The organism is Streptomyces sp. NPDC005866 (assembly GCF_040629895.1).
Classification (GTDB): Bacteria; Actinomycetota; Actinomycetes; order Streptomycetales; family Streptomycetaceae; genus Streptomyces.
Window position 1 is genome coordinate 201,045 of sequence record NZ_JBEXWP010000011.1, and the last position, 14,740, is coordinate 215,784.

Consider the following 14,740-nt stretch of genomic DNA (forward strand, 5'->3'; position numbering starts at 1 on the left):
GTGATCCGTTGCCTGTGGGATGTCCTTTTCCGACGGAGCGGGACACCTGCAGTGGGTGCCTCAGCACGATCGGATCACGCCGGCGGCCGGAACAGTGAGTGGTGAAAGCGGTACCACCTTCCGTGGCCGAACCGTTCGCCCGGTGCCGGAGAGGATCTCGTGCACCCTGTCGAGTTTCCGGCGCTCGCTGCCTCCCGGTGGGCCTCGGCACTGGTCCATTCGTAGTAGTCGAGACGCGGGTGCCCTCGGCGCTCAGGAGCAAGTGGGCTGAGAGGCCCTGAGGCAGCATCCTTCGCCGGTCAGACAGATGGCGGTGTCCCCGAAGCGCTCGCCGCACTCTGCTGATCACGGTGAGGGACAACCCGGAACGCCTGGGCAGTGAGGCGTCCTTCGCCGCGCTGTGCGGGGTCAGCTCTGCCGAGCGTTCCTCGGGAAGTCGGCAGGACCGCCGCCTCAACCGTGGCGGTGACCGGCAGGCCAACGCTGCTCTGCACCGGATCGTGCAGACTCACCTGCGCTTCGACCCGCGCACCAGGACTACTACGAACGCCGCATCAAAGAGGGCAAGACCCGACGCGAAATCGTCCGATGCCTCAAACCCTACGCTGCCCGGGAGGTCTTCCACCGGTCAGGCCCGCACAGCCATGACCCCCGTTATAGGGGCAGCCGTGAGAGATGAGAGGGTCTGACGGGTGAGCGAGACACCACCGAACACCCTGCAATACCGATTCGACGGGCCAGAAGACGCTCCTGTCCTGATCCTGGGTCCCTCGATGGGTACCACGTGGCACATGTGGGACCGGCAGGTCCCGGAGCTGACCCAGCAGTGGCGGGTCTTCCGTTACGACCTGCCCGGGCACGGCGGCTCCCCGGCGCACCCGGCCGGGTCCGTCACCGAGCTGACCGCCCGGCTGCTGGCCACGCTCGACGCCTTCGGCGTCCAGCGCTTCGGCTACGCGGGCTGCGCGCTCGGCGGTGCCGTCGGCATCGAGCTGGCCCTGCGGCACCCGGAGCGGATCGCCTCGCTCGCGCTGGTCGCCGTCTCACCGCGGTTCGGGACAGCGGACGAGTTCCGTCAGCGAGGCGTGATCGTGCGGACGAACGGTCTTGACCCGATCGCCCGCAGCTCGCCCGACCGCTGGTTCACCGGCGGGTTCGCCGCCGCGCAGCCCGCGATCACCGAGTGGGCCGTCCAGATGGTGCGCACCACCGACCCCGGCTGCTACATCGCCGCCTGCGAGGCCCTGGCGGGCTTCGACGTACGGCACGAGCTCGCCCGGATCGGCGTGCCCACCCTCGTCCTGGTCGGCTCGGACGACCAGGTCACCGGACCCGCCGAGGCCCGCACCCTGGTCGCCGGGATCCCGGACGCCCGGCTCGCGGTGGTGCCCGGCGCCTCCCATCTGGTCCCCGTCGAGCAGCCCGCAGCCGTCACCGACCTGCTGGTGCGGCACTTCTCCACCGCCTGGCAGCCCGCCTACGACTCGACCACCGGCCAGATGGCCATCCCGGCCGCCCCGGTGAAGCCGGTCCTGGCCGCGGCACCGCATGCCGTGCCGCAGGTAGCTCCGCAGGTCAAGCCGATCGCCGAGATCGCCCCGGCCGCCGTACCGCAGCAGCCGCTCGGGCGGCCCGATCCGTACGACGCGGGGCTGAAGGTCCGCCGGGAGGTGCTCGGGGACGCGCATGTGGACCGGGCGCTGGCCCGGGCCGACGAGTTCTCCGGGGATTTCCAGGAGTTCATCACCCGGTACGCATGGGGGGAGATCTGGGACCGGCCCGGACTCGACCGGCGCTCGCGCAGCTGTGTCACGCTCACCGCGCTGGTCGCGGGCGGCCACCTGGACGAACTGGTCTTCCACGTCCGGGCGGCCCTGCGCAACGGCCTCACTCCGGACGAGATCAAGGAAGTCCTCCTGCAGGCGGCGGTGTACTGCGGGGTACCGGCGGCGAACAGCGCGTTCCGGGTCGCCCAGCAGGTCATCCGCGAGGAGACCACTCCCGAGGACTAGGGGAGTCCACTCCCGAGGACCACTCCGGAGGACCGGGGGAGACCGCTCCCGAGGACGAGCTGACGGCTCGGGGGGAGGATGGTGACCATGAAGCTGACGAAGAAGTCCCACGCGTGTGTGCGCCTGGAGAAGGACGGGCGCACGCTCGTCCTCGACCCCGGAGGGTTCAGCGAGGAGGACGCGGCCGTCGGCGCGGACGCGATCCTGGTCACGCACGAGCACGCCGACCACTTCGACGAGGGCCGGCTGCGGGCCGCGATGGACGCCGACCCGGCCGCCGAGATCTGGACCCTGAAGTCCGTCGCCGACCAGATCGCGGCGGCCTTTCCGGGCCGGGTGCACACCGTCGGCCACGGCGACACGTTCACCGCGGCCGGCTTCGACGTCCAGGTGCACGGCGAACTGCACGCGGTGATCCACCCCGACATCCCGCGCATCACCAACGTCGGCTACCTCATCGACGGCGGTAAGGTCTTCCACCCCGGCGACGCCCTCACCGTCCCCGATCACACCGTCGAGACGCTGATGCTCCCGGTGATGGCCCCCTGGAACAAGATCTCCGAGGTCATCGACTATGTCCGCGAGGTCAAACCGCAGCGCGCCTACGACATCCACGACGCTCTGCTCACCGACCTGGCCCGCCCGATCTACGACCGCCAGATCGGCGCTCTGGGCGGCGCGGACCACCAGCGGCTGGCCCCGGGGGCCTCGGCGGACGTCTGAGGCAGGTTGTCAGAGGGGCCCGGTAGGTTGTGGGGCATGCGCATCGCGACCTGGAACGTGAACTCGATCACCGCCCGCCTGCCGAGGCTCCTTGCCTGGCTGGAGAGCAGCGGCACCGACGTGCTCTGCCTCCAGGAGGCCAAGGTCTCGGAGGCGCAGTTCCCCTTCGAGCAGCTGCGCGAGCTGGGCTACGAGGCGGCGGTCCACGCGACGGGCCGGTGGAACGGCGTGGCGGTGCTGTCGAAGGTAGGCCTGGAGGACGTCGTCAAGGGCCTGCCCGGCGACCCCGGCTACGATGGCGGCGTGGAGCCCCGCGCCATCTCGGCGACCTGCGGCCCGGTCCGCGTCTGGTCGGTGTACGTGCCGAACGGCCGCGAGGTGGACCACCCGCACTACGCCTACAAGCTCCAGTGGTTCGGGGCCCTCAAGGCCGCCGTGGCAGGGGACGCGGGCGGCAGCCGCCCCTTCGCCGTCCTCGGCGACTACAACGTGGCACCGACGGACGACGACGTCTTCGACACGGCCGCCTTCGAGGGCCTCACCCATGTCACCCCGGCCGAGCGCGCCGCCTTGACCGCCCTGCGCGAGGCCGGCCTGTCCGACGTGGTCCCGCGTCCCCTGAAGTACGACCACCCGTTCACCTACTGGGACTACCGCCAGCTCGCCTTCCCGAAGAACCGCGGCATGCGCATCGACCTGGTGTATGGCAACGCACCCTTTGCCAAGGCTGTGAAGGACGCCTACGTCGACCGCGAGGAACGCAAGGGAAAGGGCGCTTCCGATCACGCTCCAGTGGTGGTGGACCTGGAGGTGTAAGTGTCAACCTGGGTCCATGAACATCCCCTTTCTGGGTAACAGGCACACCAAGAGCGGTGACGTGCCCCTGACCGCCGACCCCGATCTGCTCGCCGAGTGTGAGCTCCTGCGTGCCCAGGCGGCCGAGGAGGGTGTCGCGCTCGACGACACCCCGGCCTCGCTGGAGGCCCTCGACCAGTTGATCCCACGCTGGCGGGACGACGAGGAGACCCTGATCTGGCTCGGCACCGACGCCGGCCTGTATCTGGGCACCGTCCTGATCCGGACCGTGCCCGGCGCTGAATGGGAGATCCGCGCGGACGGGGAACCGGTCGTACGACTTGAGTCCGGGCGGGAGTTCGAGGTCGTCGAGTCCGGCCACGACTGGGCCGCGAGCGGGGTCCCCGAGCTCTCGCAGCTCTACGCGGAGGTCGCCGAGGCCTGACCGGCGGCGGTACGAACGGTGATGACTGCGGTGATGACTACGACGATAAGAACGACGATAAGGACGGCGTAAATACGGCTAATGCCCGAAAAGTGCGTGTCGTGCTTTAAGTCTGCTCCCGGCTGGATAGTTTGCGGCAACCACGACACAGCTGAGAGTGGGTAGGGCTGCGTATGGCCGTCGATCCTTTGATCGAGCTGCGTGACGTCAACAAGTACTACGGCGAGCTCCATGTCCTCCAGGACATCGATCTCACCGTCGGCAAAGGGGAGGTGGTCGTGGTGATCGGCCCCTCGGGGTCGGGAAAGTCGACGTTGTGCCGCACCATCAACCGCCTGGAGACCGTCCAGTCCGGGAGGATCACGCTTGACGGGCAGCCGCTCCCCGAGGAGGGCAGGGCCCTCGCGAAGCTCCGGGCCGAGGTCGGCATGGTCTTCCAGTCCTTCAACCTGTTCGCCCACAAGACGGCCCTGCAGAACGTCTCCCTCGCCCAGATCAAGGTCCGCAGGCGCAACAAGGAGCAGGCCGACCAGCGCTCGCGTGAACTCCTCGACCGTGTGGGCCTCTCGGCGCACGCCGAGAAGTACCCCGCACAGCTCTCCGGCGGCCAGCAGCAGCGTGTGGCCATCGCCCGCGCCCTCGCCATGGAACCCAAGGCCCTCCTCTTCGACGAGCCCACCTCGGCCCTCGACCCCGAGATGATCAACGAGGTCCTCGAAGTCATGCGGCAGCTCGCCCGTGAGGGCATGACCATGGTCGTCGTCACCCACGAGATGGGCTTCGCCCGCTCCGCCGCCAACCGCGTGGTGTTCATGGACGACGGCCGTATCGTCGAGGACCGCGCCCCGGAGGAGTTCTTCACCGCCCCGCGCAGTGAGCGCGCCCGGGACTTCCTCTCCAAGATCCTCAAGCACTGAGCGGGGAGCGCGACCCATGGTCCGTACCACCCGTGTGCCCGCCGCCCTGGCCCTGCTCACCGCGCTGCTCGCCGGCGCCGGAGCCGCCGCCTGCGGCAAGGAGGGCAGCCCGCCCAGCAAGGGGCCGGCGGCCGAGGCACTCCCCGGCTACCAGGTGGCGCAGGGCTTCCAGCTGCCCGGCTCCAAGACCTGGACCCGGGCCAAAAGGCGCGGCTACTTCGTCGTGGGCGCCAAGGAGGACCAGCCCTACCTCGGCGAGAAGGACCCGGCCTCCGGCGTCTACTCGGGCTTCGACATCGAGATCGCCAAGATGATGTCCGCCTCCCTCGGCTTCGCCCCGACGACGATCCGCTTCCGGACCATCGCCTCCGCCAACCGCGAAACTGCCCTGCAGAACGGCCAGATCGACTACTACGTCGGCACCTACACCATCAACGACAACCGCAGGAAGCTGGTCGGCTTCGCCGGGCCCTACTACATGGCCGGCCAGTCCCTCCTGGTGCGCCACGGCGAGAACGACATCCACGGCCCCCAGGACCTCGCCGGCAGACGCGTCTGCTCTGCGGCCGGTTCGACGCCGTACCAGCGGATCAGGGCCTACTACCCGAAGGCGATCCTGGTCGCCTACGACACCTACTCCGTCTGCGTCGACAACCTGCTCACCTACCAGGTCGACGCCGTCACCACCGACGACGCCATCCTCATCGGCTACGCGGCGAAGGCCCCCGACGAACTCAAGGTCGTCGGCAAGCCCTTCTCCGAGGAGCCGTACGGCATCGGCGTCCCGCACGGCGACACCGCACTGCGCTTCGCGATGGACGACGCATTGGAGGCCCGTGAGAAGAACGGTGACTGGAAGAAGGCGTACGACGCGACGCTCGGCCTGTCCGGCGTCCCAGCCCCGAAACCGCCCGCGATCGACCGCTATCCCGCGAGCTGAGCGAGGACGGCATGAAGGTACTGACAGACAACTTCCACACGTATGCCGAGGGTTTCCTCGGCACCGTCGAACTGACCGTCTACGCCTCGGTGCTGGCCCTGATCCTGGGCTTCCTGATGGCGTCCTTCCGAGTCGCCCCCGTCGGCTCCCTGAGGGTTCTCGGCACGGCCTGGGTCACCGTGCTCCGCAACACCCCGCTCACCCTGCTGTTCTTCGCGGTGCTGCTGGGCCTGCCCCGGTTCGGACTCGTGCTGCCCTTCAAGGTGTTCGCGGTCATCGCGCTCGGCTGCTACACCTCGGCGTTCATCTGCGAGGCGTTGCGCGCCGGCATCAACACCGTGCCCAGGGGACAGGGCGAGGCGGCCCGCAGTCTCGGCATGACCTTCGGGCAGACCCTCAACCAGGTGATCCTGCCCCAGGCGTTCCGGTCGGTCATCCCGCCGGTCGGCTCCACCCTCATCGCGCTCGCCAAGAACTCGGCGATCGCGGGCGCCTTCAGCGTCACCGAACTCCTCGGCACCTACAAGACGTTGAGCGAGCTCGGCTACAACATCGTCTGGACGTTCTTCTGGATCGCCGTCGGCTACCTCGTCATCACCCTCGCCATCAGCGCCCTGTTCAACGTGATGGAGCGGAAGTGGGGGGTCGCCCGATGACCGAGGCCACCGCGCTCTACGACATCCCGGGTCCCGTCACCCGTAGACGGCATACCGTCTACGGCATCCTGTCGACCCTCGTCATCCTCGGTCTGCTCGCCTGGATCCTGTATCTCCTCTTCGACACCGGTCAGTTCACGTACACGAAGTGGATGCCCTTCGAGTACAAGGGAATTCAGGAACTCCTCCTGCGGGGCCTGGGCAACACGCTCAAGGCCTTCGCGATGGCCGCCGTCCTCTCCCTCGCCCTGGGCGGGCTGCTGGCCACCGGACGGCTCTCGGAGCACCGCCCGGTGCGCTGGCTGGCCACCGCCGTCGTGGAGTTCTTCCGCGCAATGCCCGTACTGGTGATGATCTTCTTCATCTTCGTGGCGCTGAAGGTCCAGCCCCTGCCCGCCCTGGTCGCCGGACTCACCCTCTACAACGGCTCGGTGCTCGCCGAGGTGTTCCGCTCCGGGGTGAACAGCGTCGAACGCGGCCAGCGGGAGGCCGCGTTCGCGCTCGGCATGCGCAAGACCCAGGTCATGTCGTACGTCTTGGTGCCGCAGGCCGTACGGGCCATGCTGCCCGCCATCATCAGCCAGCTCGTGGTGGCCCTCAAGGACACCTCGCTGGGCTATCTCATCACCTACGAGGAGTTCCTCCATGCCGGGAAACTGATCGCATCGAACCTCGACTACGATTTGCCCTTCATCCCCGTGGTGATGGTGATCTCGCCGATCTACATCGGGATGTGCATGTTGCTCTCGTGGTTCGCCGGCTGGGTGGCCAGACGGGAGCAGCGCAGTCCCAAGACCGAGGCCGTCGAGGTGGCCCCGGCCGAACCAGGGACGCTGCTGCCCGGTGGGGGTCCCCCCACGGCCCCTCGACCGTAGGGGGCAGCAGCCAGGGCCAGGCCCGGCCGGCGGCAGCCGGAGATCACTGCTCGCGCAGCGGAACGGACGCGTACGACGGGTCGTCCACCGGCGAGGAGAAGGTCAGCTGCGCGCCGGACGGGTTGTGCTCGGCGTAGAGAGGGTCCACCGTGTCGACCACCAGCGCGAGCCGGTGCCCGGCGGGCACGTCGTAGGCCGTGGAGAACAGGTCGAGGTCCACGTCGAACGCCTTGCCGGGCGTGCGGCCGTGCCAGGTGTACGGCGCGTTGGTGACCAGCCTGCCGAGGCCGAGCGGGCCCACGTCGTACAGGTAGGCGACGAGGGTGCCGCTCTCCTCGGTCGGGGTGAGGGTGGTGTGCAAGCGGGCCGTGCCGCGCACCTGCTGAGTACTGCCGTACCGCTCGGACTGCCAGACGGCGGCCCAGCGGCGGGGCAGCAGCGGGATCGAGGCGACCGGTGGTAGCTGGGCGACCTGGTCGAGGAGGCCGGAGAGGAGGACGACGCCGCCGTCCGCGCCCGAGTCGACGTTCGCGTGGATGGTGGTCGAGCCGGCGAGGCCGATCTTCCTGCGGGTGGCGCCCACCGACTTCCAGTCGGGGTAGCCCTCGTAGCCGGCGCTGGTACGGGACTTGAGCTGCACCGGCTGTTCGCGGTCGATGCCGTTGTCCTCGCCCCTGAGGTAGTGGTCGAACCAGCGCTCGGTGTCGGTCCACACGTCGTTGGGCAGCCCGAGCAGGCCGGTCAGCTCGGCGGTGGCGTGGTCGCCGGGGCGGAACTCCAGGCGTTTCGGGACGGTCAGCTTGCCGTAGAAGTCGGCGTACTGGTTGGCCGGGAAGATGGTGTCGCTCCAGGCGTTGGCCAGGAAGACGGCCGCACCGCTCTTGTTGAGCTGGTCGACATAGGTCGCGGCGGAACGTTTCGCCCCCCAGGCGATCATGTCCTGTTCCCGCTGCAGGTTCGAGGCGTAGAAGTCCTTGAAGATCTGCCGGAGTTCGGGGCTCTCACGGCCGGTGAGGGTCGCCGAGCCGTCGAGCAGGGCGGCTGCCTGGACGTGCTGGGTACGGCCCGAGTAGATCGAGTCGATCAGATCGGCCCAGCCGCTGAGCGCGCCGACCGCCTTGATCCGCTTGTCGTGCGCGGCGGCCAGCAGACTGATCCCGGCGCCGTACGAGACCCCCGCGATGCCGATGTGCCGGGGATCGGCGCCGGTGTGGGCGAGCGCCCAGTCGATGACCTTGGACGCGTCCGCCACGTCCGGCGGACCGGCCACTTCTATCTGCCCGCCCGACTGCCAGAACCCGCGCACGTTGTAACTGAGCACGATGTAGCCCGAGTCGGCGAGCTTCTGGGCCTGGGCCAGATACTCGACCTGGGGCAGCGACCAGCTGGTGGGCAGCACGATGAGCGGGTAGCGGTGCGTGGCGTCGGCGCCCGCGGGTGTGACGACGTTCGCCTTCAGGACCGTGCCGCCGTCGCCGGTGATGTCGACGAAGCGGACGGAGGCGGCGGCCTGTGCGGCCGGAGCCAGGCCCACGACGCTGCCGGCGATCAGGGCCGCCGATACGGCCCCCGCGGCGGTCGTGCGCAGAGCGGCGGTGCGGTGGTCGGTGCGGCGGCTCGTGGTGGTGCGACCTCGTCCCATGGGTCACTCCTCACTCGTGTCAGTGCAAAGTGACCAGACGGTAACCGCGACGCCTTACCGCAAGTAACCCGTCGGTAAGTTACGTGCGGGTAACGATTGTTGAATGGTGCAGGTACTCAGGAGGCGCGATGCGAGGAGGGTGCGGTCTCGGTCGTCGCGGGCGGCAGCGGCGCCTGGGCGGCGCGGGTGACGTCGGAGACGAGTTCGACCACGTCCGGGCCGTACGCCTGCGAGTTGACGACCTTGAGGAGCAGCACGAAGGAGTTCTTGCCGTGCTTGCGGGCGAGCCGCTCGTGGTTGCGGGCGAGGTAGCGGGTGGCCGCCTGGTTGGTGATCGCGCGCTGCCCGCAGAAGAGGAACACCGGGCGGGCGTCGGGGCGCTGGCCGGCGGTGAGGCGGGCGAGCAGGACGTACTCCGTGATGCCCGGGTCGAGGCGGTAGCGCTCGGCGCCGATCTGGAAGGCGCCGCGGTCCGGGCCCGGTTCCGGGTCGATGTTGACCCGCACGCCCGGCAGCATCGCCGACATGTGGGCCAGCATGCGCCGGTTCGACCCGGGGCCGCCCACGCAGAACTCGGTGCGCTCGCCGAAGCCCTGCTGGACGTTGTCCTGGGTCACCACCTGGAGGTTCGCCCCGCAGTCCTTGATCAGCGCGGCCAGCTCCAGGAGCGCGAACACGTCGAAGCGATGGACCGCCGGTTCGGAGGTGGCCGGATCGCGGTTGACGACCAGCAGCGACTCCGAGTTCTCCGGCAGCCCGAGAAAGGCCTGCTTGCGGCGCAGGCCGCGCCGCCACAGCGAGGTGCGGGCCAGCCAGCCGAGCGCCGCGCTGATGCCGGCGGCGACGACGCCAAGGATAATATTGCGCAGGTCGTCATTCATGGGCGCGCATGGTAGCGGTCACAGGTGGCCGGAACGTACCCGTGTTCGAAGTGTGGCGGTCATATGACAGTGCCCTGAATGTGGCTGTCGGGGCCGAGGCCCCCCGGATACGCTGCGCGGACGTTCCGGAACTGGAGGTGCGGATGCGTCGCCCTGTCACGCGGAAACTGACGGTTCTGGCGGTCTCGGCCGTCATGGTGTCGGTGGGGGCGGCAGCGCCTCCCGCCGGCGGCGGCGGGACCGTCGGGAAAACCCCGGTGGCCGTCGGCTACGGCGGCGCGGTCGCCAGCGTCGACGCGGACGCCACCGCCGCCGGTGTCGAGGTGCTCCGCAGGGGCGGCAACGCGGTCGACGCGGCCGTCGCGACCGCCGCCGCGCTCGGGGTCACCGAGCCCTACTCCGCCGGCATCGGCGGAGGCGGCTACTTCGTCTACTACGACGCCAAGTCCCGCACGGTGCACACGATCGACGGCCGTGAGACCGCGCCGCTGACCGCCGACTCCAACCTGTTCATGGAGAACGGCAAGCCACTGGCCTTCGCGGACGCAGTGAGCAGCGGACTCAGCGTCGGCACGCCGGGGACACCGGCCACCTGGCAGAGCGCGCTCGACCAGTGGGGGACCGAACGGCTCGGCAAGGTGCTGAAGCCCGCCGAGCGGATCGCCCGCAACGGGTTCGTCGTCGACGACACGTTCCGGTCCCAGACCGCGTCGAACGAGACACGGTTCCGGTACTTCCCGGACACGGCGAAGCTGTTCCTGCCGGGTGGCCGGCTGCCGGTGGTGGGGTCCACCTTCAAGAACCCCGACCTGGCCCGGACTTACCGGGAGCTGGGCAGGAAGGGGATCGGGGCGGTCTATAAGGGGGACCTCGGCAAGGACATCGTGTCGACGGTCGACAACCCTCCGGTGGACGCCGGTTCGGGGTGGAAGGCGAGAGCGGGCAAGCTGTCGGCGAAGGATCTGGCGGCGTACCGGGCCAAGTCGCAGGCGCCGACCGAGACGTCGTACCGCGGGCTGAAGGTGTACTCGATCGCGCCGTCCTCGTCCGGCGGGACGACCGTCGGGGAGGCCCTCAACATTCTTGAGAACACCGGCCTTTCGAAAGCCGACGAGGTCCAGTATCTGCACCACTTCATCGAGGCGAGCCGGATCTCGTTCGCGGACCGGGGGAGGTGGGTCGGTGACCCCGCGTTCGAGGACGTGCCGACCAAGGGGCTGCTGTCGCAGCGCTACGCCGACGAGCGGGCGGCGCTGATCCACGACGACTCGGTGCTGACGAGCCCGGTCGCCCCCGGTGACCCGAACCACCCGGGCTCGACAGGTACGGCGGCGCCCACAACGTACGAGGGCGAGAACACGACTCATCTCACGGTCGCCGACAAGTGGGGGAACGTCGTCTCCTACACGCTGACCATCGAGCAGACCGGTGGCAGTGGGATCACGGTTCCAGGGCGGGGGTTCCTGCTCAACAACGAGCTGACCGACTTCTCGTTCACGCCGGCGAATCCCGCGGTGCATGACCCGAATCTGCCGGGGCCGGGGAAGCGGCCCCGGTCCTCCATCTCGCCGACGATCGTGCTCGACAAGGCCGACAAGCCCGTGGTGGCGGTCGGTTCGCCCGGTGGGGCGACCATCATCACCACCGTGCTTCAGGTGTTGACCGAGTTCCTCGACCGGCATCTGCCGTTGGTGGACGCGATCGCCGCGCCCCGGGCGTCGCAGCGGAACGCGGCCAAGACCGAGCTTGAGCCCGCGCTGTACAACGACCCTGTTGTGAGGGGGAAGTTGGAGGCCATCGGGCACTCGTTCAGTCTCAACCCGGAGATCGGTGCTGCCACGGGTGTGCAGCGGTTGCCGGATGGGAAGTGGCTGGCGGCGGCTGAGACCGTGCGGCGGGGCGGGGGGTCCGCGCAGGTGGTGGATCCGGTGCGGTAGCCGGGCGGCCGCGGGTGGGTGGGGCTGGTCGTGCCCATGCGGCGATGGCCGCGATTCGACGCGGCCCCGCGCTCCTACCGGGGTGCCTCGCCCGCCCGGAACACCAGACGCCCGCCTTCGACATCCACCGTCACCTCGCTGCCTTCCCTGATCGTGCCGTCCAGGAGCAGCCGCGACAGCTGGTTGTCGACCTCCCTCTGGATGGTCCGTCGCAGCGGTCGTGCGCCGTACTCCGGCTGGTAGCCGTGTTCGGCCAGCCAGTTGACCGCGGCGTCCGTGAAGTGGGCCGTTATGCCCTGGGCGTTCAGCATGCGGCGGGTGCGTTCCAGCAGCAGCTCGGTGATCTGGCGCAGCTGGTCGTTGGACAGCTGGCGGAAGACCACGATCTCGTCGATGCGGTTCAGGAACTCCGGGCGGAAGTGCTCCCGTAGCGGGCGGAGGACCTGTTCGCGACGGGCCTCCTCCGTCGCCTCCTCCCCGCCGGGGCCGAAGCCGATACCGGCGCCACGCCGTGTGATCACGTCCGAGCCCAGGTTGCTCGTCATCACGATGACCGTGTTGGTGAAGTCCACCGTGCGGCCCTGGGAGTCGGTGAGGCGGCCGTCGTCCAGGACCTGGAGGAGGATGTTGAAGACGTCCGGGTGGGCCTTCTCCACCTCGTCCAGGAGGAGGAGCGAGTAGGGGTGGCGGCGGACCACCTCGGTGAGCTGCCCCGCCTCCTCGTGGCCGACATAGCCGGGCGGCGCGCCGATCAGGCGGGAGACGGTGTGGCGCTCCTGGTACTCGCTCATGTCCAGGCGGACCATCCGGTCCTCGCTGCCGAACAGGGCCTCGGCCAGTGCGCGGGCCAGTTCGGTCTTGCCGACGCCGGTCGGGCCTAGGAAGAGGAAGCTGCCGATCGGGCGGTCCGGGCTGGCGAGCCCGGCGCGGGAGCGGAGCACCGCCTCGGAGACGGCCGCGACCGCCTCGTCCTGGCCGATGACCCGCTGGTGCAGATGCTCCTCCAGGGCGAGCAGCCGTTCCTTCTCCTCCTGGGTGAGGCTGCTGACCGGGATTCCGGTCTGGCGGGACACCACCTCGGCGATCGCCTCGGCCGTGACCTCCAGGTTCAGCCCCTCGTCGGCCTGCCCTTCGCCGGTGAGTTCGGCGATACGCGTCTTCAGCTCGCCGACTCGGTCACGGAGTTTGGTCGCGTGCTCGTACTGTTCGTCGGCGGCCGCCTGGTCCTTGTCCCGGATGAGCTGCTCGATCTCCCGCTCCATCGCCCGTACGTCGCTGCCCTTGGCACGGGAGCCGAGCCGGACGCGGGCGCCGGCCTGGTCGATCAGGTCGATCGCCTTGTCCGGGAGCCTGCGGTCGGTGAGATAGCGGTCGGAGAGCTCCACGGCGGCGACGAGGGCCTCGTCCGTGTAGCGGACCTGGTGGTGCGCCTCGTAGCGGTCGCGCAGGCCACGCAGGATCTCGATGGTGTCCGGGACCGTCGGCTCGGGCACCAGGATCGGCTGGAAGCGGCGGGCCAGCGCCGCGTCCTTCTCGATCTTGCGGAACTCCTCCAGCGTGGTGGCGCCCACGATGTGCAGCTCGCCCCGGGCCAGCGCGGGCTTGAGGATGTTGCCCGCGTCCATCGAGCCGCCCTCGGCGCCGCCTCCGGCGCCGACCACGGTGTGCAGTTCGTCGATGAAGACGATCAGCTGGTCGGAGTGGGCGCGGATCTCGTTCACGATGGTGTTGAGGCGTTCCTCGAAGTCGCCCCGGAAGCGGGTGCCCGCGACCACGGCGGGCAGGTCGAGCGCGATGACCCGGCGCCCGGAGAGTATGTCCGGCACGTCCCCGTCGGCGATCCGCTGGGCCAGGCCCTCCACGATCGCGGTCTTGCCGACACCGGCGTCGCCGATCAGTACGGGGTTGTTCTTGCCGCGCCGGGACAGCACCTCGATGGTCTGCTCGATCTCCTCCTCGCGGCCGATGACCGGGTCGATGCGGCCTTCCCCGGCCAGCTCGGTCAGGTCGCGGCCGTACTTGTCCAGCGTGGGCGTGTTCGTACGGCGGCGGCTGTCCGTGCCGGTGAGGGTGCGGTCGGTCTCCGGGGCGTCCGGCGGCAGGCCCGCGGCGAACCGGGCCGCGTTCAGGATGTGCCCGGCGGCCGAGTCCGGGTTCGCGGCGAGCGCGCCCAGGACGTGTTCGGGGCCGATGTATCCGGCGCCGCTGGCCCGGGCCAGGTCGTGCGCGTCCAGCAGGGCCCGCTTCACGGCCGGGGTCAGGGACAGCGAGGTCGGCGGGGGTGTCTCGCCGGGCGGGTGCTGGACCGGGCCGGCGCGGTCGTCGATCTCCGTGGCCAGCGAGTCGGGATCCGCGCCGGACCTGCTGAGCAGGGAGCGGGTCGGCTCCGCCGTCAGGGCCGCGCGCAGCAGATGCTCGGTGTCGAGGTCCCGGCTGCCGTGTTCGGCGGCGTACTGGGCGGCGCCCCGGACCAGCTCCCGGGCGGGCTGGCTGAGCAGCCTCCCGATGTCGATCTGGCGGGGCCCCTGCTGCGCTCCCCCTCCGCCGAAGAAGCGTGCGAGGAACTCTCCGAAGGGATCCTGTCCGAAGTCGCTCGGTCCGGGGTAACCGCTGGTCATGAGCGTTCGTTCCGTTCCGGCGTCCCGGCGCCTGGCAGGACGCGCTCGCTGGTCGACGTGCCGGTCCACGCGGGTGCCCCTGCGGGGCCCGGTCACACCACCTTCGCACGCCCGCCCGAGGGGGGCATGTCCAGCACTTCGGGCACCGAGAGATACCGGTGCGACACGGGATGCCGGTGAGACGAAAGAAGACTCGAATTGCATGTAGCGCCGGGCGCGGACCGGCGAAGGCGGACTGACCTTCGCTCGGCCCGTGCCACGGGGGATGTCGCGTCACGCGATCAGCGGCCGGCGCCGCC

At 69.7% G+C, this 14,740-nt stretch carries 12 protein-coding genes and 1 pseudogene; 10 read left to right on the forward strand and 3 right to left on the reverse strand.

The annotated features are described in order from the left end of the window. Positions 1–338: 338 nt before the first annotated feature. The 9 genes and pseudogenes from ABZ396_RS18825 to ABZ396_RS18865 form a co-directional block, all read left to right on the forward strand. A pseudogene (locus tag ABZ396_RS18825) lies at positions 339–679 on the forward strand (transposase); the annotation flags it as partial. Between the two features lie 13 nt (positions 680–692). After that, positions 693–2,012, forward strand: coding sequence for a 4-carboxymuconolactone decarboxylase (gene pcaC / locus ABZ396_RS18830; RefSeq protein WP_358920977.1), 1,320 nt, complete (start codon positions 693–695; stop codon positions 2,010–2,012). 87 nt (positions 2,013–2,099) lie between these two features. Continuing rightward, positions 2,100–2,735, forward strand: coding sequence for an MBL fold metallo-hydrolase (locus ABZ396_RS18835; RefSeq protein WP_358920978.1), 636 nt, complete (start codon positions 2,100–2,102; stop codon positions 2,733–2,735). 36 nt (positions 2,736–2,771) lie between these two features. Then, the gene (locus tag ABZ396_RS18840) at positions 2,772–3,551 is read left to right on the forward strand and encodes an exodeoxyribonuclease III (RefSeq protein WP_358920980.1); all 780 of its coding nucleotides are present in this window, start codon (positions 2,772–2,774) and stop codon (positions 3,549–3,551) included. Positions 3,552–3,567: 16 nt separating this feature from the next. Then, positions 3,568–3,975 carry a DUF6278 family protein gene (locus ABZ396_RS18845; protein ID WP_358920981.1) on the forward strand — a complete coding sequence of 136 codons (408 nt, stop codon included), beginning with the start codon at positions 3,568–3,570 and terminating at the stop codon, positions 3,973–3,975. 173 nt (positions 3,976–4,148) lie between these two features. Further along, the gene (locus tag ABZ396_RS18850) at positions 4,149–4,892 is read left to right on the forward strand and encodes an amino acid ABC transporter ATP-binding protein (RefSeq protein ID WP_358920983.1); all 744 of its coding nucleotides are present in this window, start codon (positions 4,149–4,151) and stop codon (positions 4,890–4,892) included. 16 nt (positions 4,893–4,908) lie between these two features. Continuing rightward, positions 4,909–5,832 (forward strand): glutamate ABC transporter substrate-binding protein, encoded by a 924-nt coding sequence (locus tag ABZ396_RS18855; protein WP_358920985.1) that lies wholly within the window; start codon positions 4,909–4,911, stop codon positions 5,830–5,832. A gap of 11 nt (positions 5,833–5,843) precedes the next feature. Further along, entirely contained in the window at positions 5,844–6,488 is a 645-nt protein-coding gene (locus ABZ396_RS18860) for an amino acid ABC transporter permease (RefSeq protein ID WP_358920987.1), read from the forward strand. Then, positions 6,485–7,363 carry an amino acid ABC transporter permease gene (locus ABZ396_RS18865; protein WP_358920989.1) on the forward strand — a complete coding sequence of 293 codons (879 nt, stop codon included), beginning with the start codon at positions 6,485–6,487 and terminating at the stop codon, positions 7,361–7,363. The genes ABZ396_RS18860 and ABZ396_RS18865 overlap by 4 nt, the downstream gene beginning before the upstream one ends. 43 nt (positions 7,364–7,406) lie before the next feature. Here ABZ396_RS18865 and ABZ396_RS18870 read toward each other — a convergent pair whose 3' ends face one another. Together ABZ396_RS18870 and ABZ396_RS18875 are read right to left on the reverse strand one after the other, a co-directional pair. Beyond that, complete coding sequence (locus ABZ396_RS18870; protein WP_358920991.1) at positions 7,407–9,005, reverse strand: alpha/beta fold hydrolase; 1,599 nt, start codon at positions 9,003–9,005, stop codon at positions 7,407–7,409. A 116-nt stretch (positions 9,006–9,121) separates the two neighbouring features. Beyond that, positions 9,122–9,886, reverse strand: coding sequence for a hypothetical protein (locus ABZ396_RS18875; protein ID WP_358920993.1), 765 nt, complete (start codon positions 9,884–9,886; stop codon positions 9,122–9,124). 143 nt (positions 9,887–10,029) lie between these two features. Between ABZ396_RS18875 and ggt the strand changes: the two genes are divergently transcribed. After that, a complete protein-coding gene (gene ggt, locus ABZ396_RS18880) occupies positions 10,030–11,823 on the forward strand; it encodes a gamma-glutamyltransferase (protein ID WP_358920995.1) in 1,794 nt (597 codons plus the stop codon). A 74-nt stretch (positions 11,824–11,897) separates the two neighbouring features. Here ggt and ABZ396_RS18885 read toward each other — a convergent pair whose 3' ends face one another. After that, on the reverse strand, positions 11,898–14,441 hold the full coding sequence (locus ABZ396_RS18885) for an ATP-dependent Clp protease ATP-binding subunit (protein ID WP_358920997.1): 2,544 nt from the start codon (positions 14,439–14,441) through the stop codon (positions 11,898–11,900). Positions 14,442–14,740: the final 299 nt, after the last annotated feature.